18 protein-coding genes and 1 tRNA gene are annotated in these 22,878 nt (G+C 42.3%); 8 read left to right on the top strand and 11 right to left on the bottom strand.

What is annotated here, in order from left to right; all coding sequences use genetic code 11:
• Positions 1-256: 256 nt before the first annotated feature.
• The 11 genes from MIC7126_RS0108835 to MIC7126_RS0108785 form a co-directional block, all read right to left on the bottom strand.
• Positions 257-1,177, bottom strand: coding sequence for an NAD(+) kinase (locus MIC7126_RS0108835; RefSeq protein ID WP_017652779.1), 921 nt, complete (start codon positions 1,175-1,177; stop codon positions 257-259).
• 6 nt (positions 1,178-1,183) lie between these two features.
• Positions 1,184-1,489: an NADH-quinone oxidoreductase subunit NuoK gene (gene nuoK / locus MIC7126_RS0108830; RefSeq protein WP_006199065.1), complete on the bottom strand. Its 306-nt coding sequence runs from the start codon at positions 1,487-1,489 to the stop codon at positions 1,184-1,186.
• Positions 1,490-1,548: 59 nt separating this feature from the next.
• A complete protein-coding gene (locus tag MIC7126_RS0108825) occupies positions 1,549-2,151 on the bottom strand; it encodes an NADH-quinone oxidoreductase subunit J (protein WP_017652778.1) in 603 nt (200 codons plus the stop codon).
• Positions 2,152-2,191: 40 nt separating this feature from the next.
• A complete protein-coding gene (ndhI, locus tag MIC7126_RS0108820) occupies positions 2,192-2,779 on the bottom strand; it encodes an NAD(P)H-quinone oxidoreductase subunit I (RefSeq protein ID WP_017652777.1) in 588 nt (195 codons plus the stop codon).
• 87 nt (positions 2,780-2,866) lie between these two features.
• Complete coding sequence (gene nuoH / locus MIC7126_RS0108815; protein ID WP_017652776.1) at positions 2,867-3,985, bottom strand: NADH-quinone oxidoreductase subunit NuoH; 1,119 nt, start codon at positions 3,983-3,985, stop codon at positions 2,867-2,869.
• 12 nt (positions 3,986-3,997) lie between these two features.
• Positions 3,998-4,129, bottom strand: coding sequence for a hypothetical protein (locus tag MIC7126_RS32230; RefSeq protein WP_017652775.1), 132 nt, complete (start codon positions 4,127-4,129; stop codon positions 3,998-4,000).
• Positions 4,130-4,273: 144 nt separating this feature from the next.
• Positions 4,274-5,410, bottom strand: a complete 1,137-nt coding sequence (locus tag MIC7126_RS0108805) for a citrate synthase (RefSeq protein WP_017652774.1) — start codon at positions 5,408-5,410, stop codon at positions 4,274-4,276.
• 112 nt (positions 5,411-5,522) lie between these two features.
• A complete protein-coding gene (sixA, locus tag MIC7126_RS0108800; protein ID WP_017652773.1) occupies positions 5,523-6,017 on the bottom strand; it encodes a phosphohistidine phosphatase SixA in 495 nt (164 codons plus the stop codon).
• A 239-nt stretch (positions 6,018-6,256) separates the two neighbouring features.
• Complete coding sequence (locus tag MIC7126_RS0108790) at positions 6,257-7,543, bottom strand: DHH family phosphoesterase (protein WP_017652771.1); 1,287 nt, start codon at positions 7,541-7,543, stop codon at positions 6,257-6,259.
• A 229-nt stretch (positions 7,544-7,772) separates the two neighbouring features.
• A complete protein-coding gene (locus MIC7126_RS32420) occupies positions 7,773-7,847 on the bottom strand; it encodes a hypothetical protein (protein ID WP_420795564.1) in 75 nt (24 codons plus the stop codon).
• A gap of 164 nt (positions 7,848-8,011) precedes the next feature.
• Positions 8,012-8,509, bottom strand: coding sequence for an HNH endonuclease (locus tag MIC7126_RS0108785; RefSeq protein ID WP_017652770.1), 498 nt, complete (start codon positions 8,507-8,509; stop codon positions 8,012-8,014).
• Between the two features lie 279 nt (positions 8,510-8,788).
• On the opposite strand from MIC7126_RS0108785, the gene alr reads away from it, so the two are divergent.
• From alr to MIC7126_RS0108745, 8 genes are all read left to right on the top strand, one after another.
• The gene (gene alr / locus MIC7126_RS0108780) at positions 8,789-9,976 is read left to right on the top strand and encodes an alanine racemase (protein WP_017652769.1); all 1,188 of its coding nucleotides are present in this window, start codon (positions 8,789-8,791) and stop codon (positions 9,974-9,976) included.
• An 89-nt stretch (positions 9,977-10,065) separates the two neighbouring features.
• Positions 10,066-10,147: transfer RNA gene (locus tag MIC7126_RS0108775), tRNA-Leu, on the top strand.
• A 1,093-nt stretch (positions 10,148-11,240) separates the two neighbouring features.
• Positions 11,241-12,320, top strand: coding sequence for a response regulator (locus MIC7126_RS0108770; protein ID WP_017652768.1), 1,080 nt, complete (start codon positions 11,241-11,243; stop codon positions 12,318-12,320).
• Between the two features lie 71 nt (positions 12,321-12,391).
• A complete protein-coding gene (locus MIC7126_RS0108765; protein WP_017652767.1) occupies positions 12,392-12,769 on the top strand; it encodes a response regulator in 378 nt (125 codons plus the stop codon).
• Positions 12,770-12,773: 4 nt separating this feature from the next.
• The gene (locus MIC7126_RS0108760; protein ID WP_017652766.1) at positions 12,774-13,271 is read left to right on the top strand and encodes a chemotaxis protein CheW; all 498 of its coding nucleotides are present in this window, start codon (positions 12,774-12,776) and stop codon (positions 13,269-13,271) included.
• Positions 13,272-13,333: 62 nt separating this feature from the next.
• On the top strand, positions 13,334-16,162 hold the full coding sequence (locus tag MIC7126_RS0108755; protein WP_017652765.1) for a methyl-accepting chemotaxis protein: 2,829 nt from the start codon (positions 13,334-13,336) through the stop codon (positions 16,160-16,162).
• Positions 16,163-16,302: 140 nt separating this feature from the next.
• Positions 16,303-19,359: a hybrid sensor histidine kinase/response regulator gene (locus tag MIC7126_RS0108750; RefSeq protein WP_017652764.1), complete on the top strand. Its 3,057-nt coding sequence runs from the start codon at positions 16,303-16,305 to the stop codon at positions 19,357-19,359.
• A gap of 476 nt (positions 19,360-19,835) precedes the next feature.
• On the top strand, positions 19,836-22,778 hold the full coding sequence (locus MIC7126_RS0108745; RefSeq protein ID WP_017652763.1) for a methyl-accepting chemotaxis protein: 2,943 nt from the start codon (positions 19,836-19,838) through the stop codon (positions 22,776-22,778).
• Positions 22,779-22,878 lie beyond the last annotated feature (100 nt).

The following is a 22,878-nucleotide window of genomic DNA, read 5'->3' as shown; positions in this document are numbered from 1 at the left end:
AACTAACTATTTCAGAGATGATGAGAAGAATGGGAGTTGATTTATTATGAATAAGATTTTTCAAAAAATCTGGCAATAAGATACAAAATTTTTATCTAATCTGTTTAAGTCCCGTTATAGCGTTTCTCGTTGCAGAGGCAAAAAGCCCACGGTTAAATCCGTGGGCTTGTATGATTTTATGTTTGCAGATTCTCTGTAGTCAAAGCGATTAAGCTGAAAAACTGACAAACATTAACCACTAAATACTGAGAGTTAATCAATTCCGGTGATTGTTACTGTAGCGAACCCTAGTACCAGCCCAAAGTAACTTCTCCCGTAGTGTCTGATAATAGGAATTGTTCTCCCGCAAAATAATAAATTTAGCTCGACAATCAGCCATCCGCACATCAACTCGGTGTCCTGGCCAAATCGAGGTTGCTAACACCCCGTCTGTCCACAGTTTGGTACTCAAGTCATAATCACCCAAAGGCCAAATGCTGACAACAGAACCAGGAGGTAAGACCAGAGGACGACTCGAAAGACTCATCGGACAAATAGGAGTGATGGTAATCGCTTCCATCCCATCATGCATAATGGGGCCATTGGCGGAAACAGTGTAACCTGTAGAGCCAGTGGGAGTAGCGACAATTAGCCCATCCCCCACATATTGATCAACCACCTCACCGTCAATTTCCATTTCTAGAATAGAAGTGATCATGCGATCAGCGGAAGCAGGTTTAACACACATTTCATTTAAAGCCAGATAGCGTTCCGTCACTGGTTCTAAATTAGTGCGATGACCCTCAAACACTGCTGCTTGTAACATCATGCGTCGTTGTACAGCATAACGATCTTCAAACAGCCGATCCCAAACTTTTTCCGTATCCTGAAACTCTTCAACTGACTCAGTTAAAAACCCCAGATGTCCTCCCACATTCACTCCGAGAATGGGGATACCAGCTGGGGCTAAGTGTCTGGCGCCAGTTAAAACCGTGCCGTCACCACCAAGTACCAAAGCCAAGTCGATTGGTTGAACTGCTGAAGCCAAAAACACCGGGTAAGGGTTATCTTTCGGCCCGCTAGGCCCCATCAACACATGACAGTGGCGATTTTCTAACTGTTTAGCACAGAGTTCAGCCCAGCGTTTACTCTGGGCATCTCGCGCTTTATAAGCAATAATTACCTGCTTGAGTTGCACGTGCCATTACCACTTCAGGAGATTAAACTGCTCCATATCGACGGTATCACGGTTGCGATAGATGGCAAGCACGATCGCTAAACCCACCGCCGCCTCGGCTGCGGCCACGGTGATCACAAAAACTGTGAAAACCTGACCCTTAATTAATGTTGAGTCGAGGAAGTTGGAAAATGCCATTAAATTCAGATTAACAGCATTGAGAAGCAACTCAATAGACATCAGCACCCGCACGGCGTTGCGGCTGGTAATCAAACCATAGATGCCGATACAAAACAAGGCTGCGGCAAGTAATAAAAAGTACTGAAGTTGCATTAGTTTTGGTATTACTACTGAAAAAAGACCCTTTATGGGCTGAGATGGAGTTGCAAAGATTACTCGTTTGACTCAATGTTTGCTGATACTAATTCTCTAGGGCGTTCTGGCAAAGTCAAAACGGTTTGCGAGGAAGATAGGGAATCTGGCAAATACTCCCGACGTGCCAAAATAATCGCTCCCACCATCGCCATCAGCAACAAAACAGAAACTAACTCAAAAGGCAGTAGGAAGTCACTAAATAAATGCTGACCAATCAAAATAATGGAACTTTCAGTAACTACAGGGGTAGCAGAGTATGCCCAAGGCGTTGCTAAAACCATCGTACTCAAAAGGCCAAATAACCCCAGACTGACTACAGCTGTTAAGATTTTCCGCAGCCAAGCACTGGGAAAAGGTACAAAACTCTGACGCTTGTTAACCAACATAATGGCAAACAAAATCAGGACGTTGACTGCGCCAACATAAACTAAGACTTGTGCTGCTGCTACGAAGTCGCCATTTAGTAGTAGATATAAACCGGCGATGCTAATGAATACACCCCCCAGCAAAAAGGCAGAATAAACAATACTGGCTGACAGTACTACACCTAGTGCTGCCCCAATCATCATCACAGCCAGTATGCCAAATGAAACGACCTGTACTCCTTCTGCTAGATTCACTGTTTTTTGTCCTCTGATCAGTTATCGATTATCAGTTTGTTTACTGTTGACTTGTTTGTTCTACTAGGTCTTCTGGACGCGAACCGGCCCGGGGTGCATCGACGGGTAAGCCGTGGGGTTCTAAAACGCCCTTGGGTAGATAAACTAGTTCACGCAGTGGTGTCACCATCGGGTCGTTGGTGACTTTGTATGGTAGACGACCTAAAGCCACGTTATCGTAGTTTAATTCGTGGCGATCGTAGGTCGAAAGCTCATATTCTTCTGTCATGGATAAACAGTTAGTTGGGCAATATTCCACACAGTTACCGCAGAAGATACAAACTCCGAAATCAATGCTGTAGTGGTTGAGTTTTTTCTTTTTACTGGCTTTGTCGAATTCCCAATCGACTACAGGTAGATTGATGGGACAAACGCGAACACAGACTTCACAAGCGATGCACTTATCAAATTCAAAGTGAATCCTACCCCGAAATCTTTCGCCAGGAATCAGTTTTTCGTAGGGATACTGTACAGTGATGGGGCGGCGTCCCATATGGTCGAAAGTTACAGATAGTCCTTGACCAATGTAACGACCTGCTTGTATCGCTTCTTTGGCGTAATTACCAACTTGCTTAAGGAACTTTAGCATTGTGTTTTACTCTCTCTTCAATTTTGGATTTTGGATTTTAAATTTTAGATTTCAGACACAATCCAAAATCTAAAATCTAAAATTGGTTTATCCACCAAAGGCGACGGGAAAGGCTAGCTTCAAGGCTGCGGTTAATAACAGATTAACCAAAGCGACTGGTAGTAAGAACTTCCATCCTAAATCTAGTAATTGGTCAATCCTTACCCGTGGCACAGTCCAGCGCAACAGAATAGCGACGAATACTAGTAAATAGCCTTTGAGTACGGTCATGATGATACCCAGAGAAGCGGCTACTACCTGCAAGACGGGATTTGCTTCGCTGACACCAAGCAAATTAGCAATCAGGCTAATGGGGATGGGGAAATCCCAACCACCCAAGTATAAAATTGCTACCAGTAAACTAGAGAGAATCAAGTTAACATAGGAACCGAGGTAGAAAAGACCGAATTTCATACCTGCGTATTCTGTTTGATAACCTGCGACTAATTCTTCTTCTGCTTCTGGTAGGTCAAAGGGTAAGCGTTCGCATTCTGCCAGAGCTGCTATCCAAAAAATCAGGAAACCAACTGGTTGTCGCCAAATATTCCAGCCCAGGATACCATATCCAGATTGCTGGTTAACGATGTCAACGGTACTCAGGCTGTTAGACATTAGAGCGATGGCTAATACACTCAGCGCCAAGGGAATTTCATAACTAATCGACTGTGCTGCTGCCCGCAAACCCCCTAACAGGGAGTATTTATTATTAGATGCGTAACCAGCCATCAACAAGCCGATAGGCTGAATGCTAGACAGGGCAATCCATAAGAAAACCCCCATGCTCACATTTGTAATCACGATGTTCTGTCCGAATGGCACAATCAAAAACGACAGAAACACTGGAATAACGACAATAATGGGGCCGAGGGTAAATAGCCACGGGTCTGACTTGGCTGGGACGATATCTTCTTTGAAAATTAGTTTCAGACCGTCTGCCACAGGCACTAGCAACCCGAAAGGCCCTTGATATTCCGGCCCAATCCGCTGCTGTGCGGCTGCGGAAATTTTCCGCTCTAGCCAAGTAGCAACTAATACCCCCACTGTTGCCCCAATGAGCATCAGTATCATCGGCAGAGGCATCCAAATAGCCTTGGCTACCTCTGCTGATAGTCCTAAATCCTTAACGGATTCAATAAAAGTTCCTTGGAGGTCAATTCCTGAATTCATGTTTGGTGCTCTTTAAGTCAACTCAAGTGTGAAGTATAAAATTTCAGCCCACCCTGCGAGAACATCGAGGGCGAACAGCTTTTGGTCTTCATCCTTGATTTTTTGATGATGATGCTTGACAGAAGATAATTTGCCAATTCCCATGCCTAGTATATCCTTGGATGGTTTTTGACCTCCGCAGACAGACTACAAGTTCTACTTATGCTTTGGATTAGGATCTGCCAAGGAAAGCAACAGATGTTGATTTCACCCTGATTCCTTGGCATAGCTAAATTATCAAACTTTGAGTTAACGTTGGTCGATGGGAATGTAGGAAACTTGATGCCGACCGTTGTAAATTTGTGTGGGACGGAAAATCCGGTTTTCTTCCAGTTGTTCTTTCCAGTGTGCTAACCAACCTGCAACGCGGGCGATCGCAAATATTGGTGTAAACAAGTCTGTAGGAATTCCCATTTTCCTGTACACTAAACCAGAATAAAAGTCAACATTGGGATAAATGCCTTTGTCAGCTAGTTTCTCTGCTACCACCCGTTCCATCTCTTGGGCGATGTCATAGTATTTGTCTTGCCCAAACTTAGCAAATAGCTGCTCTGCTAAATTTTGTAAAATTGTGGCTCTGGGGTCTTTGACTTTGTAAACACGGTGTCCAAAGCCCATAATCTTCGCTTTGCGTTGGAGAAGATCCTCCACGTAGGGGCGCACGTTTTCTACAGAGCCGATGGCTTCTAGCATCTGAATCACTTCTTCGTTGGCTCCACCATGCAGTGGACCTCCCAATGTGCCCACGGCGCTAGCGACCACGGCGTAAGGGTCAGTCAGAGTAGAAGCTGTCACCCTAGCACTGAAGGTGGAAGCGTTCATCGTGTGCTCGACATGTAATATCAAGCAGATGTCAAAAATCTTCGCCGCCAAAGGATCTGGTTCTTTCTCATTCAGCATGTAAAGAAAGTTGGCGGAGTAGTCCAAGTCGTCGCGCGGCCGTACAGGATCATTACCTTTTCGCATCAACTGGAAAGCCGCTACCATAGTAGGAATGGTTGCTATCAACCGCACAACTGAATCCCGAATATAGGCAGGATTATGTAAGTCTCGAAGTGAATAAAACAAACCCAGTGCTGCGGCTGAAGCTTGTAGAGCATCCATGGGATGACCGCTTTCAGGAAAGCATTTCATCATGTCTCGGATGCGGTATTTAATTCGTCTGTGGAAACGAACTTCATTTTCAAACGCTTCCAGTTCTTCATTGCTTGGCAGTTCACCCCAGATGAGAAGATAAGCAGTTTCCAAAAATGTACTTTTCGCTGCTAGTTCTTCAATCTGGATACCACGATATTCTAATATTCCCTTTTGCCCGTCAACATAGCTGATACTGGATTGGGCAGCGGGAATGCCTTCCAAACCGGGCTTGTATTCGCACACTGACATGGCAACACCATCTGCTTTTTGAAAGATTTGCTGACGCTAACTTACCAGAAATTGCGCTTGCCACTACAGTAAAAGTTGTCACCTAAGTTTTGTCGCAACTGTTGAAAAACCGTTAGACTAAGTACTTTGGTGGTGTCAACCAAAACATTTGACTACGACCCAGAGGAGAGCCAATTTCTGGTAGTTTTATTCCGATCATACCTGCTTTTTTCAAGACTATACTTTCTTTCACCTCTCCCCAAACCAAAATTTCTGCCCACTGGCTCAAATTGGGTTCATGGCCCACTAAAGCAAGTTGGGTGTCAGGGGCATAATTTCTTGGTTCCAACCAATCTGTAACCCAATTATGGATATTACCATCAGGAGTTAAGTGAAGAGATTCTTCTAGCTGAGAACTGACGCCAGACGCTATGAGTATTTCTGCTGTTTCGCGGGATCTGACTAAGGGACTGGTGACAACCAAGTCAAAGTGTAAATCTAGCTCAACTAGTCGTTGGGCTACTTTCTGAGTTTTTTGTCTTCCTTCCTTAGTGAGCGATCGCAACTCATCTTGAATATTAAGTGCTTTGTCTTCAGCTATGCCATGACGAATTAAATATAGTTCCATTACAACTCTCTAACACCACGCACCCAAGCAGTGCTATTAGCTAACTTTTGGCAATTATGCTACACCCCAATAACACTATCATTGATCAAATCAAACTCTATTGGCCCAGGAGGTGATTCAATAATTGCATATTTTTGATGCAAAATAGTGGGCATTGCCCAACAAAACGACTATTTCAGTAGGGTGGGGATTGTCCACCCTACTTAGGCTATCTAGATATTTGTAATTTTCTCCCTAGCTTACTCCGACTGAATCGGATTATCTCTGGGGTTAACCAATCTCAACAATTTTTGCTTAATTTGAGCGTCGAAAACTTCCCACTTCATTTTTGCATAAGCAGAATTTTCGTTGCCTCCAGACAAAAATCCCATTGGGACTTCAAAGCCTCCTGCACTTGTTCGTCCTCCACCAAAGAACCGCCCGCTGCTATCTTGTCCAAAAGCTTCTTTAATGAATTCGTCGGGGTCTAAAGTGAGTTTAGTAGTTCTCAAGGAGCCGATGACTACTTCTAATTCATCATCTTCGTCATGAACAATACCGTAAACTACGGCAGTATGCACGTTTTCTTCCGTAACTAGAAAATCAGCGGCTTGGGGAATGGCGTCGCGGTCATCGTAGCGGATGTAACCAACACCAGCAATGGAAAAGTTATTTTGCACGATGCGGTTTTTCAGTGCCCGCTCAATAACATCCATTACTCGCTTGGAGCGATTCGCCTGTAAAATTGCGTTTAGCAGTTGGGCGTCATAAAATCGACTGAGGTAAGCAGCAGCCATAAAATCTTCTTCTTGCGCTTGCATCAGTCTATTTGTATCCGATCGCAAGCCGTGCATCAAAGCCGTAGCACATTTAACATGTTGATTAATGCTGCTATCTAGGGTCAGTAAACCCGCTTGCAGGTACTGTGTAAAAATAGTTGCTGTCGCTCGCACATAAGGACGGACATCAACAAATTCTGATTTGAGTTCCGACTGTAAGCTGTGGTGATCAATGACTACTACCAGCGGTATTCCAGCTTGTTGCACAGATGATAATAGCTGACTCGTAGTTCCCTGGTTATCAATGAGGACAAAACCTTGATATGATGATAGATCTTTGCTTTTCAAAGTTTGCAGCGTCCAGCGTTGAGCCGGCAAATTAGTCAGCTTGACTAATGCAATATTTTCCTGGTGGCTTAAGGTACCAGCATAAATAGTTTCACATTTAATATCGTATTGTTGAGCAATTAACTGGTACGCCCAAGCACAAGATAAGGCGTCAGGATCAGGAAAATCTTGCAGAATGATGAGCTGGCGATCGTGTCGGTGTGCTAAAAGAGTTTTTTGTAGTTCTTCTGATTTCTGAGAAATCAGGGAATTACCACGCTGAACTATATATATACTTCCTTCTCCATTTGTTGATGGTGGTAAGGAAGGTCTAGTTAGTGTCAGATCAACTGGCTCTTTGTCTATTTCCGGGTCTTCTGGGTTTGGCTCTGTGGTCAATGACAAACTCTCAAACTGCGTCAAGGAGGAATTCAATTGCATATGAAACGGGTTGATAAATGTGTGGTTTGATAATTTTTTTAAGAAATATTACAACCAGCAGGTTACTGATTCCACCACACATTATGATCTTCGCAAAAATATAGAACCTTGGCACTGTGTCTGTTAGTCTAATTTTCTCAGGCAAGCATGGTTTAGCTGACTTTTTCCAAAATCTATTGAATAGTCCTGGATTTTCACGTTAATTTCATGTAAAGTTAAGTGCGAGCTATTAGGTGGCGTGATCTGCCAGAGCACGGCTAAAAATATTAGTCACATCTTTGCTTGCTTCAAAGATGTACTGCAAACTTTACATGCACAGATAGTGTAGTGGAGTCAAGGCATGAATGGGTGCATAGAGATGCCATTGCCATGTTTTGACAACGACACAATAGCTAGGTATTGATAGATTTGCATCTGCTAACGGTAGATGCTGATTTATATATCATACTTTAGCTGGAGTATTTAAACTTAAAGTCCTATGACATATTTTTGCCACTCTTGGTGGAGTCCACTCTTGAGGTGTTTACTGACCTCAAAATAAAGACTGCTGTAAGGTTGACGCGGTTGATGGCGCAAAGGCATGTGGGCTTCGTGGGGGGTGCGGCTGCCTTTTTTCACATTGCAGCGCACGCAAGCAGTGACAATATTCTCCCAGGTATCGCCCCCGCCACGCGATCGCGGTATCACATGATCAAGGGTCAATTCATCTCCTGTGTAGCCACAGTATTGACAAGTATGACCATCACGATGCAATATATTTCGGCGAGTGAGGGGAATTTCTTTGTAGGGAACGCGGACATAGTGGCGTAATCGGATTACCGTTGGCAAGGGAAATTCCGAGTACAAGAATTTGCCGTTATGTTCTACACGCTCTGCTTTGCCTTTGATTAGAAGAACCGCGGCGCGACGCCAGCTCGTGATATTGAGCGGTTCGTAAGAGGCGTTCAGGACTAAAACCTTACCCATTGATCAGCGCTCAAGGTATTAGTTTTACATATATTAACACAAAAATACTCTAGTTGGAAGAGGAAATTAAACGATACCGCCAACATAATTAGCCCAAATGCTGAGACTGAATATCGTCAAGTTTTGTTAACTCAGCGAGGCTAGGCAAATATTGAAGTCGAATAGCTTGTATCAATTCCCCGATGAACGGTAAACTTCGAGATTAATCTCATTGAGCTGATGAGATTGGGAATAAATCATCAAAGAGGTTGATCGGCGGCGTCATAGGAGTCAGTAAAAATGTTAAGTAGCAAGCAAATCCCTGGTATTACTGCTCATCAAGAATGTGATACTTATGCTTGGTTCTCTCAACGAGCTTGGGTAGAGATAGATTTAGCTGCCTTGTCGCATAATGTACAACAGTTAGCGGGTTCGTTATCACCCCGGACTCAATTGATGGCGGTAGTCAAAGCTGACGCTTACGGACATGGGGCGGTAACAGTCGCACAAACAGCACTGCAATCAGGAGCTAGTTGGTTAGGTGTGGCGACTGTGCCGGAGGGAATACAATTGCGTGAAGGAGGGATTCAGGCGCCGGTTCTGATTTTAGGAGCAACTCATACACCGGAGCAAATTCAAGCGATCGCCCAATGGCAATTGCAACCAACGCTCTGTAGCCCTAAACAAGCTTTAGTATTTGCCAAAACTTTGCAAACAATTGGGTTTAATACTCCCATCTCCGTACATATCAAGCTGGATACGGGAATGTCCAGATTGGGGACTAACTGGGAACAAGCGGCGGAGTTTGTCCAATTAGTCCAGGGCTTACCAAATCTGACAATTGCCAGTATTTATTCTCACTTGGCAACAGCAGATAGTGCTGACACAACAATAATGAAAGAACAGCATAGACGATTTGAGTTAGCGATCGCTCAAATCAAAGCACTAGGAATGAAACTCCCTTGTCTACACTTGGCAAACACGGCTGCTACCCTCGCAGACGCGCAACTACACTACGACATTGTGCGTGTGGGTTTAGCTGTTTATGGACTTTATCCCGCAGCTCACCTACAGAATACAATCAACCTGCAGCCAGTTTTACAACTCAAAGCACGAGTCACCCAAGTCAAAACAATTGCGCCTGGTACTGGTGTCAGCTATGGGCACCAATTTATAGCCCCGCGAGAATTACGGCTTGCTGTTGTGGGTATTGGTTATGCTGATGGTGTCCCTCGGAGTCTTTCTAACAAAATGCAGGTATTAATTCGCGGTCAGCGTCTACAGCAGATTGGCACAATTACCATGGATCAACTGATGGCGGATGTCAGCACCATACCCGATTTACAAGAAGGTGAAGTTGTTACCTTGCTTGGACAACAAGGTCAAGAAAAAATTTCTGCAGACGATTGGGCAAACGAGCTAAACACCATTTCTTGGGAAATTCTTTGTGGGTTTAAGCATCGTCTGCCGCGTGTGGCAATTATGTAAGTAGTCGTAGGTAGGTTGATGCTTGCCTTATAAATAATTTGATTCATTGGACAAATTTTCAATTTCTTGTGTTATGATATTAAACTGATGCGGATGTGGCGAAATTGGCAGACGCGCTAGATTTAGGTTCTAGTTCCGAAAGGAGTGAAGGTTCAAGTCCTTTCATCCGCACTTACAGCCATGGATATAAGCAAACAGGTTTTTTGCTGAGTCGTAATCATTACAACGATGTCAGCAAACATTTGCCGTTAACTAAACTTTTTGTAAAGATATATTAATTAGTCATTCTTCCTACCCCCAAGATTGTTTCTAGCTTACATGGGCTAGCGTCATTTATCCACAAGGGTTTTAACTATCAGCAGAAACAAAATTATTTTCAGAGGTTATTTATAAAGTAAAAATAAATTGTAGTGGCGTGTTAGGCGCACATTTTCAGCTAATTTGTGTCGCGAGAAGTCATAAAAGCGCCTAACGCACCGCCAAATATAATGATGCGTTAGGCTGAAGCTATAATGCACCCTATTTAAGATTTACTTTACAAATAGTCCTCACACTTATACTATTCACATCAGTAAAGTATGAATTCTCGTGGAATTACTTAGCTGCGTAATTTCATACAAAGGCAAAAAATTTAAACATCAAAAAATTAGCAAAATTCATCAGTTTTTGGTGATGATTTTAACTCCCAGGATAAGTTTTAGACTGTGAGCTTAAATGCATTAAAACGGTTTAAAGAGTAGTTGGAGCCTTTAGCCAAAATTTTAATTCTTGAGTTATCCTAGCGCCATTCACATTGATAACATGAGATGTAATTTGTTATGACTGATTCGTGTAGCGCGTGAGTAAGGATACTTAGTCAACTATCAAACAGAAAATATCTTTGTAAAATGAGATTTCATTTAAGTGCAAATACTTAAAAATGGAAGTTAAATATTTTTTGTTTGCTAGTATTATTGCCGTAGTAATGGCATAAAAATTACTGAAATACAAGCGACTTTATCCAGTCTTCACATTTTTTTGGCTTATTGTTGAAAGATGTCTGGTAATCTCTGTATAAGTAAGCAAATTAACAACAACCTACGAAGTGATTAAGAAATTATAATCTGGAAGTAGGTCTGGTGTTGACTTTAACTACAGACTTAGACAAATGTTTCTGTATGTTATGCTACAAAGCACAAATACCTCAGAACTTGATTGGTATTGTAGAACAGCTGCTGCACAAATTTAGGTTACATGTATTGTAATTAGCTGAAGTAAAAGCACAATGAGCACAACTCCTACAGGTAGCTACAAGTTGTTTCAGAAACTACATCCATTATCACTGTTAGCGCAACTCACAAGTCGGCGTGCTACGGGCCACTTACGTGTATATAGTGGAACAGTTTCTTGGTCAATTTATCTGGAAGACGGTAAACTTACTTATGCCTCGTATTCAGATAAACTGTTTGAGCGGCTTGATAGCCATTTGCGACGTCTAAGCCAGCAAGTTCCCAATCTCAACAGCGCTACTCGTGTGCAAATGCGGCTGATGTTTGAGGGAAAGAACGAAACTCAGTCTACAGCAAATGCAGATTATCAAGCTATTTGCTGGTTAGTTGATCAAGAATACATCACCCCTTCCCAAGCAGCTTATTTGATAGATGAGTTGGCGAAAGAAGTATTAGAGTCATTTTTGTCCTTAAAAGAAGGAAGTTATGAGTTTAATTCTGATGTTTCTTTGGGCGAATTAGCAAAGTTTGGACGATTAGATCTGCGCTTATTAGTTGAACATTGTCAGAAGCAGCTACGCAATCGACAAAATATCCAGTCATCAGTGCCGGCGGGGGGAATTTCGTCATCTGTATCCACACCAAAAGTTGCTCAAACTCAATCACAATCGCAAATAAAAGTTGGGCAACAATTACCATTACCAAGACAACCTAATTTCGATGTACCTGAGCACCGCAATAGCACAGTTACCCAGCTACCTGTTAATAAGAACCTGTATACAATTGCCTGCATTGATGACAGTCAAACAGTACTAAATTCCATCAAGCATTTTTTGGATGAGAATACATTTTATGTGGTGATGATAAACGATCCAGTCAAGGCTTTGATGCAAATACTCCGCAGTAAACCAGACCTGATTTTGCTGGATGTAGAAATGCCAAATTTAGATGGTTATGAGTTATGTTCTTTATTGCGAAGGCATTCAAATTTCAAGAATACACCAATTATTATGGTGACTGGTAGAACCGGGTTTATTGACAGAGCTAAGGCAAAAGTAGTGAGGTCTTCGGGTTATTTAACCAAGCCTTTTACGCAATCAGATTTATTAAAAATGGTGTTTAAACATATCGGTTAATTTAAAAATTATCAGTGGTGGATCATCAGTATATTTAGTAACACCGATTTAATTTTTTAGGAGATTAAGCAATGAATATCACCTTACTCGGCACGATTTTAATTGTAGAGGATTCTCCCAGCGAATTAGAGTTAATGAGCCATTATCTTGAAGAAAGCGGCTATCAAGTAATTCAAGCTCGTGGTGCCAAAGAAGCTGTGGAAAAAGCCATACGACAACGACCAGATGTGATTGTAACTGATGTAGTGATGCCGGGTATAAGTGGATTTGAATTGTGTCGATTATTAAAGAAAAATCCAGATACAGAAAAAGTTCCGATTGTAATTTGTAGTTCTAAAAATTTAGAAATTGACCGTTTGTGGGGGATGAGACAGGGTGCAGATGCTTATCTCACTAAACCGTACACACGCGAGCAGCTCTTACGTGCTATTAAATCAGTAGTAATTTGAATCGATGAATAGTTCAAAACTAACACTTTCTTCTAAACCCAATCAAAATAACTTGGGTGATGGTTATCTCAAATTTCAACTAAATCAACAAACTGCCGCTGTTTTAGCGATGCGGCACACACAAGAAGCGGTTATAGTACCTGTGGAGTCTGTAACAGCGATGCCAAATATACCCGGTTGTATATTAGGGTTAATGAATTGGCGCAGTCGCATAATTTGGGTGATCGATCTACCAAGGATGCTCAACTTAGAATCCTTAGACTACAGACTGCGGCAGTACAATGTGATTGTTGTGCGAGTGGAATCGCTGCTCGTAGGTTTAGTTGTCCAAGAAATCAAAGGTACAACTAAGTTTATGCCAGACGAAATTCGTTCACCTGTGGGTCATGTAGCATCTAGTTTAGTGCCATATCTACGGGGTTGCACTGTGCAACAGCAAGAAATTTTGCTGGTGTTGGATGCACAAGCTATTGTTCATTCTTCTATTCTCCGCAGTGATTAGGGTGTACTACTAAAAAACGGCTTTTTAGTGTTTTTCTTCACCTATTTCAGGGGAATTGGTTTATGTTAAATAAAACTGACACGGCTAATAATAATGATGCTCGCAATGGAGCGTCACGGATGACATCAGAAAAAGTCAATGAGAGTGTGGTACAAATACCGCTGAAATCTAGTAATCAAACTGATCGTCGTGTTTCCTCGAATCAGCTAGTTAACTATTTTAAGCGGTTAAATTTAAGTACAAAAGTCACAGCTTTAGCGATCGCTATTGGCACAATACCTGTATTAGGAATTGGGGCTATCGCCTATAGTGTCGCCAATAAATCGATTTCGCAGCAAATTACCCAAGCCCAAGAAGCAGAAGCGATCGCTTTAACTGATCAAGTCAACCGTTTTATGTTTGAACGGTACGGAGATGTTAAGATTTTGTCTAATCTGCCGTTATTGAACAATGCCAAAGTTAAAGACGTCACGACAGTTCAAGACAAGCAAGCAGTATTAGACCACTTTTTAGAAAGTTACAAAGTTTATGATAGCGCCGCTGTCATCGACCTCAACGGTAATCCAATCGCCACCGGTACCAACGAAACTATTCCCAATCTCAAAGACAGGAACTATTTTCAAACTGTCCTGCAAAAAAATACGGCACTGCTTACGCAACCGCAAATATCAAAAACCTCAGGATTACTGAGCGTTTATGCTCTAGCACCAGTAAAAGATAGCGTCACCGGACAAACTGTCGCCATAGTTAGACTACGGATGCCCGTAAAATCCATAGATGAGGTGATCAAAAATTACGCCGTTAATGGACATGAATATCATTTAATTGATGAATCGGGAAAATTTTTCGCAGCCGCAGAAAAAAAACATATCGGTAGAGATGCGAAGAAAGATTTTCCGGGTTTAGATGCTTTGCAAACAGCCAAAAAGACCAATAGCTTTGTGACAGTTGACCAAATTGACCAGCAAACGCAACTAGTCAGCTATGTACCATCGAGAAAACTGGAAGGGCTGCCAGAATTGAAATGGGAAGTGGTAGTGGCGACTGATGTTGCAGTGGCTTTCGCGCCACAAAAACAATTTCTGTGGACGATCGCTATTGGGACTGGACTAACTGCTTTAATTGTAGCGGCGATCGCTGCTTGGTTAGCGAAACGAGCCACACAGCCGATTGTGCAGGCTACAGAAGCGGTGAGCAAACTTGGTCAAGGTGAACTTAACACCCGGTTAGAAGTTCGCACAGAAGACGAATTAGGGGTTTTGGGTAGCAACATTAACCAGATGGCTGATAAATTGCAAGCCCTAGTCAAAGAACAAGAACTAGAAACAGAACGAGCAAAATTACTTGCAGAGATTACACTGCGGGTGCGGCGCAATCTCAAAATCGAAGACATCTACAAAACAGCAGTCAAAGAAGTCCGTCAAGCACTGAAAACAGACCGAGTGCTCATCTACGAATTGCATCCACCGACATGGGAAGGGGTAGTTGTCGCTGAATCCATCGGTGGGATCTGGCCAAAAATGAACGGCTTGGAAATCGACGACCCTTGTTTCCGGGAACGCCATGTAGAAACTTATAAAGAAGGGCGAGTCAGAGCGATCGCTAATATTTCCCAAGAGCCGACTTTGGGTAGCAATACTTGTTACACCCAAATGTTAGAAAAATACGCAGTCAAAGGCAATTTGATCGCCCCCATTATTGCAGAAAATAACCTCCTGGGTCTATTAATTGCCCATCACTGTGAAAGTCCACGAGTTTGGCAGCAATCAGAAATTGATTTGATGAAACAAACTGCAATTCAAATCAGCTACGCCATAGAACAAGCCCATCTGCTGCAAGAATTAGAAAAAGCCAGAGCCGCAGCCCAGCTAGATTCAGAGACAGAACGGGGACAAAAAGTAGCCCTGCAAAATCAACTTTTAGAACTGCTGAGTGACGTTGAAGGTGCAGCTAGAGGAGATTTAACAGTGCGGGCTGACGTGACAGCAGGGGAAATTGGCACCGTCGCCGACTTTTTCAACTCCATTGTTGAGAGTCTGCGGGATATTGTTACCCAGGTGAAAAAAGCTGCTACTCAAGTCAATACAGCGGTCGGCTCCAATGAAAACGCCATTCGCCAACTAGCAGAAGAAGCCCTCACCCAAAGTGCCGAAATTAACCGCACCTTAGATGCAGTGGACTTCATGACCCATTCCATCCAAGCCGTAGCAGAAAACGCCCAGCAAGCCGCCGTCATTGCTAACCACGCCGCCCACACCGCCACCAAGAGCGGTCAGGCGATGGATTTGACGGTGCAAAATATCCTGTCTTTGCGGGAAACTGTAGGAGAAACTGCCAAAAAAGTCAAGCGTTTAGGAGAATCTTCTCAACAAATTTCCCGCGTCGTTTCTTTGATTAACCAAATCGCCATGCAGACCAACTTGCTAGCCATTAACGCTGGGATTGAAGCCGCCCGCGCTGGTGAAGAAGGACAAGGTTTTGCGGTAGTTGCGGAAGAAGTCGGGGAACTAGCAGCCCGCAGCGCCGCTGCTACCAAAGAAATTGAGCAAATTGTCGATAACATCCAGCGGGAAACCAGCGAAGTAGTGCAGGCGATGGAAGTAGGTACTTCCCAGGTGGTGGAAGGGACAAGAATTGTGGAGGATGCTAAACAAAGTTTGGGTCAAATTTTGGAGGTGTCTCGTCAAATTGACTATTTAGTACAGTCGATTTCCACAGCCACCACTTCTCAGGTAGAAACATCCCAAACTGTGAGCGAATTGATGAAAGCGATCGCTGCAGTTTCTCAACGCACCAGTGATTCTTCCCGACTAGTATCCGAATCTTTGCAACAAACCGTCGATATTTCTCAAGAATTGCAGGAAACCGTCGGTACATTCAAGGTCAGTTAAGCAAGTCATTTGTCATTTGTCTGATCCTGCAGATCGGCTTCCTAGTAATTCCCTAAAATTCGGCGACAGATTCAAACCAATGACAAATGACCAACGACCAATGACAAATGATTATTGACCATTGACCAAAACCAAAAATTATGCTGCAAGACAAAGAACTGGAAATCCAGATGCAGTTTCTGGAAGAAGCCACCGATTACCTCAATACCTTAGAGGGGGTATTGTTAGAAATCAACGCCAGCAACCGCATCGATTTGGATAGGATTAATGGAGCACTGCGCGCTGCTCATTCTATCAAAGGCGGCGCGGGAATGATGGGATTTCGGACGCTGAGTGATTTAGCGCACCGTTTAGAAGATTCCTTGAAGGTTTTAAAAACGCGCAAAAACTCTTTAGAAATTGATACCCAGTTACAAAGTTTATTGCTATCTGGGGTAGACTGGCTACGCCAAATAGTAGAGCTGCTTTCAGAAGGAAATGCGATTGAAGAAGAATGGTTAGCAACTTTTTGTTACCCAGTTTTTGATGAGCTACATGAGCGTTTGGGCGACCCCACCCCAGAAGACGCCACCACCATGCTCTCACCGGAAGAGGGACAAGATATTATCCCGCTGTTATTTGAAACTGAGGTAGAAGGCTGTTTACAGCGGTTGGAATCTGTCTTGATGGATAGTGAACAGCCTTGCTTACAAGAAGAAGTAGCCATTATGGCTGCAGAATTGGGTGGTTTGGGGGAAATGTTGCAGTTAGCGGCTTTTAGTCAATTGTGTGAGTCGGTGACTCAGCATTTAGCAGCCGCAGATCCTCAGCAAGTGACAGAAATTGCTCAGTTAGCATTGCAAGCTTGGCGGCGATCGCAGGCTTTGGTACTGACAAATCAATTAGACAGTTTACCTACAGCGATCGAGTTGAGCACATCTCCTGTGACTGACGCAGATACAGCCGCAGCGATCGCCCAGTTTCTCGCCGCAGATACAGCCACCTCACCAATGGAATCACTCGCAGTGGATGAGTTGGATGAATTGGATGCAGAATCAGCCGACGAAAGCTGGTTGGATGAAAAAATTATTGCAGCTAGTTTTGAATCTTTAGAAGAGGAAATTGAGCCAGAAATTAAAATCCCTGCACCAGTCAGCGCTGGAGAAATTCCCACCACTGATTACAAGTTTGTGGAACGCAAAGCTGAAACCAACGGCGCTGGTAAAGACCGCGACACCACAGAAAACACAGTCCGGGTTCCCAGCAAGCAACTTGAGCAAATCAATGATTTGTTTGGGGAATTGATCATTCAGCGCAATGGATTGAATCTGCAACTAGAAAGATTACGCAAGTTGATTCGCAACCTAAGTCAACGGGTGCAAGTTCTTGACCGCGAAAATCAGGAATTAAGGGCAGCATACGATAAAATTTCTACTCAAGCCTTGGCTGCATCTGGTATTCCACCGTTAACAGACAATTATCGAGAATATAATTTTGCTCATGATAATGGCTACCAAACACCAGGCGTAGAGAACGGGTTTGACGCTTTAGAAATGGATCGCTATAGCGAATTAAATCTGTTGTCCCAAGAGGTGATGGAAACCATTGTTCAGGTACAAGAGGTAACAACTGACGTTCAACTCAGCGTTGATGATGCTGATCAAATTGCGCGCAAGTTAAACAAAACATCAAAACACTTGCAGACCAAGTTGACGCAAGTAAGAATGCGTCCTCTAGCCGATTTAACTGATCGGTTTCCTAGAGCCTTGCGTGACCTGAATGTAGAATACGGTAAAAATGTCCAGTTAAAAATTGAAGGTGGTAACACCTTGATTGAACGCAGTATTTTAGAAGCATTGAATGACCCGTTAATGCACTTACTGCGGAATGCTTTTGATCATGGTATCGAAGACTCGATTACTCGCCGCGCTTTAGGTAAATCAGAGCAAGGATTGATTCAAATTAAAGCTACTCATCGCAGTAATCGCACCTTGATTACTGTACGTGATGATGGGCGAGGGATTTCTTTAGATAAAATCCGCGATCGCGCTCTAAATATGGGCTTAGATGCTTCTCTGTTAGCTAGCGCTAGCGATGAAGAGTTACTATCGCTCATTTTTGAGCCAGGATTCACCACCTCCGACCGCGTTACCACTTTATCTGGTCGCGGTGTGGGAATGGATGTAGTGCGTAATAACCTCAAACTTATCCGTGGTGACATCAAAGTTGATACTCAACCGGGTGTGGGTACTACTTTTACGCTCTCTGTACCGTTTACACTCTCGGTGGCGCGAGTGCTACTAGTCGAGAGCAATAGAATGTTATTGGCGTTTCCCACTGATGTCGTTTCCGAAATCTTTTTACTACAAAACGAGCAAGTTTTTGCAATGGCGGGTAGTGAAGTTATTAACTGGCAAGGTAATATGTTGTCATTAATCCGCGTTGGTCGCTACTTAGAATTTAATAGTCCCCGTTACAATAGCCCAGATTTAGAAACTCCACCAGCGATTAATGCTAGTAGTGTTTTAATCATCAAAACTAGTACTCAGTCTGTCGCTGTGCAAGTAGATCGTTGTTGGGGTGAGCAAGAAGTTGCTATTCGTCAAATTGAAGGGAATATCCCGCTACCTGAAGGCTTTAATAATTGCACAATTCTCGGTGATGGTCGGGTGGTGCCGTTAGTTAATACTAATGAATTCTTGTATTGGATTACTACTAACCAACGCGCTCCCAGAGGAAATCAATTACCATCAGCTAGATTAAAAACAGCTTTTCTTGTGTCCCATGATGACAAATTAACCACACCATCTCCTAATCAAAAAGGCACAATTTTAATCGTTGATGACTCTATTAATGTCCGTCGCTTTTTAGCTTTAACTTTAGAAAAAGGAGGATATCAAGTAGAACAAGCGAAAGACGGTCAAGACGCTTTGGATAAACTGCAAAATGGCTTACAAGTGCAAGCTGTGATTTGTGATATTGAAATGCCTCGCCTTGATGGTTATGGCTTTTTAGGACGAGTGAAATCTAACATGGATATGAAAAATATTCCCATCGCCATGTTGACTTCGCGCAGTAGCGCTAAACATCGACAATTAGCAATCCAACTGGGGGCGCGAGCTTATTTCTCTAAACCCTATAACGAGCAGGAATTGCTCCGGACTCTAGAAGATATCATTTTTTCTGTCACTGGCACTTTGTCATCTCATAACAATTGAATAGGTAACAGATAATCAATGGGATCGCCCATAATCCAAATCTCTTGATTTGTATAGGGACGCAGGAAAAGTCGTTTTTTAATTCATGCCATTAATCAATAATGGTGCAAGTTTTTGTAGGGTGGCAAATGTCCACCCTACAGGCGTTTTTACACATGTTTTAATTAAGAATTATGAATTAGTAAAGATATGTTTTAGTTGTCTAAGATGATTTATTATAAATATACATCATCAGTGATTCAATATACATTAGATTTGACAGATTTTAGTGTAAATTCAGGTCAAACCTAGATATTTCTGTTTTTCAAATTCTCTGTGACAACTAGGGTTCCTGACAGTTAATGATTGTCTTGGATACGCTCTCTAACAGAGATAGTTTTCCCCAGGTTATCTGCTGTGATTTTAATTCATGACAGCAGATAGATTCTTGGCGGCTAATTTGTGTTATTTGTTCACTTCTTCACAAGATTAATTTTATGGTTCGTAAGTTTAATGGCAGTTATCCCAGAAAGAAATCAGATTCTCACTTATCATTGCCGATTAAGGTGATATCACCACCAGTGGAATTAAGTGATAGTTCTGCACAAACACCTAAAAAACCTTTTATTCAAAGATTTTATAATCTGCCAATTAGTCGCAAACAATGGATTGCTCTGCTAGCATCTGAATTAGTCTCTATTTTGGGAATTGGGATTGCAGGCACAGTCATTATTACTAGTGGTTTGCGGAATCAATTAGTTGAACAAGCCAAATCAGAAGTCGTCGTTACCGATATTAATTACAATATTAAAGTCAATCAGATGGGCTTTGGTTTTCGGGGACAATCAGATAATGCCGCAATTATTAAAGCTGCCCAACTTCATACGTCAGGTAAGGTTTTAGACGCGAATTTAAAGGCAGAAGTTAAACAAATTCTCATTAATGAAGTTAAAGCCAGAACAATTGAATATGCTACTTTAGTCGGCAAAGATTTTCAAATTATTGTCAATGCTAATGCTAATCGAGAAGGGGAAATTTTTAATCCTAGTAACTTAGTTAATGAAGTTTTTAAAAATCCTCAACAAATTAAAGCTACGAGAATCGTTAGCTGGTCAGAATTAAGTCGAGAATCACCACCTTTACAAGATGGTATTAGTAAAGAAGATGCTTTAATTCGTTATACAGTTACACCTGTTAAAGACCCTAACACCAAGGTAGTCATTGGAGCGTTAATCTCTGGAGATATTATCAACAGTAAAGATACAATTGTTAGATCGACACTCAGAGCTACTGGGGGTGGATATAGTGCAATTTATATGCGGAAACCCACAGGAGAATTTGCTTTAGCTACTGCTCTAGAACAGGGTCAATTAGATGAACTAAATCAATCTGTAGCTAATATTGAATTACCGCCAGAAACGAAACAATCTTTATTGACTGCTGTTGTGAATACTCCGGATACAAAAATAGTAACTGGGCGAGTATCAATTGGCAAGAATATTTACACGATCGCAGCGAAGGCTATACCTAATAAAATTATTGAAGAATCCGATAAACAACGCATTGTTTTTGGTAATCAACCCGTAGCAATTTTAGTGCGGGGAACTCCGGAAACTACTCTCAACAAATTGCTAGAACAAAGCTTAATTGCCGAGCTATTAATTGTTTTTGTGGCTTTAGTAATTGTGTTTATCTGGGCGTTAATTCTCAAACGAGGAATTATTACACCAATTGAAGAATTACAACAAACAGCGCAAAAATTTGCTGATGGCGATCGCACTTCTCGATGTTCGGTGTTTGCTACTGACGAAATCGGTCAATTAGCAGTCACGTTTAACAAAATGGCAGATAGCATCATAGCTCAAGCTAGCCATCAAGAAAATGAAGCCAGATTAGCACTACAACTCAATGAAATTACTAGTCGCTTGCGAGAAACACTCAACAGCGAAACAATTATAAAAACTGCAGTCAATAGTCTGCGAGAAGTTTTAGTCGTTGATCGTTTGGTTTTCTATCGTTTGCAAGCCGATTGGCAAGCTACAATTATTGCTGAATCTGTTGGTTATGAATGGCCAGGAAGTTTAGGTGTCAAGATTCATAATCCCTATTTGGTGCGGGAATATTTAGAAGACTACGAAACAGGAATGGTGAAAGCGGTTAACAACATCCATAAAGCCGGTTTAAATTCCTCTGAACTTGAACAATTAGAAAAATTAGGGGTTAAGGCTTATTTATTAGCGCCCATTTTTGTGAACAAACAGCTACAAGGTTTATTAGTAGCGCATCAATGTACTAATCAACATCAATGGCGAGATATAGAAATAAATTTATTTAAACAGGTAGCAATTCAAGTTGGTTTTGCGCTCGAACAAGCAGAATTGCTCCGCAGGTTAGAACAAGGGCGCCAAAATGCAGAAACAGTTTCTATTGGCGAAAGACAGCAAAAAGAAGCTTTGCAATTGCAAATTTTGCAACTGCTGAATCATATTGAAGGTGTCACCAGAGGCGATTTGACGGTACATGCTGACGTTAAAGATGGAGAAATTGGTACTGTGGCTGATTTCTTTAATTCTATTGTCGAAAGTCTGCGCTTGATTGTCACCAAAGTCAAGAAGTCTGCTACTCAAGTGAATTATGCGATCGCTTCTAATGAAGGTGCGATTAATCAGCTAGCAGCAGAAGCTCTCACCCAAGCTGAGGAAATTAACCATATCCAAAACGCTATCGACCAAATGACGGATTCCATTCAATCTGTGGCTGCAAATGCTCGACAGGCTGCTATTGTAGCTGAAAATGCTTCGCGCTCGGCTACGGAAAGCGAACAAGCAATAGATTTGACAGTGGATAATATTTTGGCTGTGCGGGAAACTGTTAACGAAACTGCTAAAAAAATTAAGCATCTCGGTGAATCTACTCAAGAAATCTCTCGTGTAGTGTCCTTAATTAATCAAATTGCACTGCAAACCAACTTATTAGCAATTAACGCGGGGATTGAAGCCAATCGAGCGGGAGATGAAGGTCAAGGTTTTGCCATAGTTGCAGAAGAAGTCGGCGAGTTAGCAGCCCGTTCTGCTTTCGCTACCCAAGAAGTCGAACAAATTGTTACCAATATTCAACGAGAAACCAACGAACTCGTACAAACCATTGAACAAGGAACTTCTCAAGTGGTCGAAGGGACGCGGATTGTGACAAATGCAAAGCAGAGTTTAAGTCAGATATTGCATGTGTCGCATCAAATTGATTTCCTGGTGCGGTCAATTTCCACCGCAGCTACATCTCAAGTGCAAACATCGCAAACAGTCACTCAATTGATCCAAGAAATCGCCGCTGTCTCACAACGCACCAGCACTTCTTCTCGCTTGGTTTCTGAATCTCTGCAACAAACTGTAGAAATTTCCCAAGGACTGCAGGAAACTGTGGAGATGTTTAAGGTAAGTTAGTTCCCAGTTTTTGGAGAATTAAGTTTAACCGCTGAAAAAGTTTTTCCATCTGGATATCTGCCAACATCACCCCGATTGTGCCAGGATGATCTATAAATTT

The organism is Fortiea contorta PCC 7126 (genome assembly GCF_000332295.1).
GTDB classification, from domain to species: domain Bacteria; phylum Cyanobacteriota; class Cyanobacteriia; order Cyanobacteriales; family Nostocaceae; genus Fortiea; species Fortiea contorta.
Note: the sequence above shows the minus strand (reverse complement) of the source record. Positions and strands in the feature narration are given on the sequence as shown.